This is a genomic window from Streptomyces sp. 8P21H-1, assembly GCF_013302945.1.
Genome location: NZ_JABTYA010000256.1, coordinates 12,034 through 14,605, shown reverse-complemented (window position 1 = coordinate 14,605; position 2,572 = coordinate 12,034). Strand labels below are relative to the sequence as shown.

Here is a 2,572-nt window from a genome sequence, read left to right as displayed (position 1 = left end):
CGCCCGCCACAGATACTTCTGTTCCCCATTGATCTTGATGAGGACCTCGTCCAGGTGCCACTTGTCACCAGGCCGGGGCCGGCGGCGGCGCAGCGAATCGGCGTACTGCTGACCGAACTTGGCGCACCAGCGGCGCACCGTCTCATAGGAGAGGACGATCCCGCGCTCGAGCATCAGCTCCTCGACCTCGCGGAAGCTGAGGGGGAAGCGGTGGTACAGCCACACGCAGTGGGAGATGATCTCGACCGGGTATCGGTGCCCCTTGCACGACGGAGCCACGGCCCCCACGGAACAGCCCCCTCCAACACGATCAACCAGAAGATCATCCCACCCGCTCACCAACGTGACAGCGCCCTTCTGCGTTCTCAAGAGCGAACGTTTGTGAAAGTGGTCCCAAGTCCATACGCGCAGTTGGATGGCCTTTCCGAACTCGGATCCAGCGTCTGCATCCTGCCGACGCCCTGCCGGTCCCGTCTTCTTGAACCAGCAGGGCGGATCGTTGTTGGTCAGTCCCGGTGGGCACCCTGGACGATCTGGTCGATGACAGCTGCGGCCCGCTCCGGGTCTTCCTTCAGCCACCTGCCGAGGTGGTCCTGGACGGCTTGTCCGACACAGTCGCGCACTTCGGAGTTGCCCAGCACGCCGCGCGTGGCGCCCTCGAACTCGGGACGGTCCAGCTTCACCGACACGACCGCCGTCAGACCCGCGCCGATCCGATCGGCGTCAAAGTCGGGATCCATAGGTGTCAGCAGCCCCTGCTCCCGCGCGTACGCGGTGACCGCGACCGCCATCCCGTCGCGGAAGCCCATCTTGTGCGTACCTCCGATGGTGGGCCGGCTGTTGGCGAAGCTCCGTATCCGTTCCCCAGGGCAACTGCACCAGCGGAAGGCCACCTGCATCGCCCCCGCCATCCGAGGGTCCTCGCACTCAAAAGCGATGGTGTCCGTGGGGGCGGACGCCGCCGTGTGGCCGTCGAGGAAGCCGACGAAGTCCCGCGTCCCGCCCGGGAAGCGGAGCCGCACTGAACGGGACTCATCCGGGCGGCGCAGGTCGGTCAGTGAGATTTCCAGGCCCTGGTTCAGGAAGACCAGTTCTCTGAATCGTTCCTCCAGCGCGTCGAACGAGAACTCCGTGGCTCCGAAGATGTCAACGTCAGGCCAAAAGGCAATGGTGGTCCCGCTACCGCGCGCCGTCCCCACCTTGGTGAGCGGGATGGCGACCACGCCGCGCGCGTGCTCCTGGATCCATAGGACTCCCTCGCGGCGCACCTCGGCCGTCATCCGGCGCGAGAGGGCATTGACGACGGCGGGCCCCACCGAAGAAGCCAAGCGTCACGTCGTGACGGCTTCCGGTACCCACTCCGGCCTGCATTTGGGTGAGCAGGGCTTCGAGCCCGCGCCCGCCGACGCCCTCCGTCTCGCCGATGGGAACGCCCGGCCCGTCGTCGGCGACACACACGCCGCCGTCGGGCATCAGAGTGATGTCGACGGAGGCGGCACGGCCGGCCAGAACCTCGTTCACCGCCCGGTCCGCGACCTCGAACACCATCTGACGCAGGCCGCGTTCACTCGTCGAGCCGACGTACATCCCGGGCCGCTTCCGAACAGCTTCCCACCCCACCAACACCTCGATGTGGCTGGCGTCGTACCTAGTGTCTTCCTCACTCACGATGTCCCCTCCGATGATGTCGAGCAGAACCTCCCAGACTAGATAGATCCCAGGAAAACACCAGGTCAGAGCCGTTTCTCAGATATCGCAGGCGGACGCGTGAGCGACTGACTGAATGCAGTCGGCCCAAAGGTCGTGAACCGGCGCCGGAGTGCCGCCACGGTCCCATCGAGAGCTTGGACGGCACCCTTACCAGTGACCCCCGAGGTCCCAGTTTCGACTCCGGAAGGATCCCCCCTGGCCGCCCCTCACCCCAGGCAACGATGCTCGATACAGACCAGCACCGACGCCCTCTACTCGACCTGGCCGACGACCTCGGAGCCCGTCTGCGAAGCAGCACCTATTGTGCTCAGCCGCAATGATGCGTGGATTTCAGCTGTACAGCCACTTTTCCCACGCCTTGCGGCCGGTCAGGGCGTGGGCGGGGATGCCCAGTTCGGTCAGCGCGCCGGGGTACACGCGGTCGTAGGCGGTGTTGTAGGCGCTGGCGAGGGCGGCGTCGCCGAGCAGCCACGGCGCGGGGGCGTGGTCGAGGTCGAGCACGGCGAAGGCGCCTTCGTCGCGGATGCGGCCCTGGAGGAGGCCGCGCTCGAGCAGGGTGTGCCAGCCGCGTGCCCCAGCGCGGAGGCGAGTTCGGAGCGGGCCAGCTCCGTACGCTCGGCCCGGGTGGGGGTGTCCTGCGCCAGCTCCTCCACCAGGCTGCGGATCGTCGTACCGTGCTCGGCCGCCAGCTGCGCCAGCCGGTCGCGGGCCGCCGCGTTCGATGGAACGTCCGGTGCCCGCTTCCGGACAGGGCGCTCGGCTGGAAGATTGCAGGCGTGACGGAGGCGGGGAGGCGGGACTGCCTGTGCTCAGCAGGGGTTTGGCGGTCGGTGGACGCGGGCCCCGATGCGTAGGTCGGTTT

The 2,572-nt window shown here is 67.3% G+C and carries 4 protein-coding genes; 1 reads left to right on the top strand and 3 read right to left on the bottom strand.

Annotated features, from left to right (window positions below; all coding sequences use genetic code 11):
• Both HO151_RS07415 and HO151_RS05065 read right to left on the bottom strand, forming a co-directional pair.
• Positions 1-288 (bottom strand): transposase (locus HO151_RS07415; RefSeq protein WP_368039426.1); only part of this gene is annotated, 288 nt, incomplete at its 3' end.
• A 218-nt stretch (positions 289-506) separates the two neighbouring features.
• The gene (locus HO151_RS05065; protein ID WP_254594735.1) at positions 507-1,280 is read right to left on the bottom strand and encodes a hypothetical protein; all 774 of its coding nucleotides are present in this window, start codon (positions 1,278-1,280) and stop codon (positions 507-509) included.
• Positions 1,281-1,371: 91 nt separating this feature from the next.
• Between HO151_RS05065 and HO151_RS07410 the strand changes: the two genes are divergently transcribed.
• Positions 1,372-1,710, top strand: a complete 339-nt coding sequence (locus HO151_RS07410) for a hypothetical protein (RefSeq protein ID WP_254594734.1) — start codon at positions 1,372-1,374, stop codon at positions 1,708-1,710.
• A 330-nt stretch (positions 1,711-2,040) separates the two neighbouring features.
• Here HO151_RS07410 and HO151_RS05060 read toward each other — a convergent pair whose 3' ends face one another.
• Complete coding sequence (locus tag HO151_RS05060) at positions 2,041-2,211, bottom strand: hypothetical protein (RefSeq protein WP_173894908.1); 171 nt, start codon at positions 2,209-2,211, stop codon at positions 2,041-2,043.
• Positions 2,212-2,572 lie beyond the last annotated feature (361 nt).

Coding starts and splice junctions, on each gene's coding strand:
- HO151_RS05065 (WP_254594735.1), bottom strand. CDS start 1,280: ATGACGGCCGAGGTGCGCCGCGAGGGAGTCCTATGGATCCAGGAGCAC.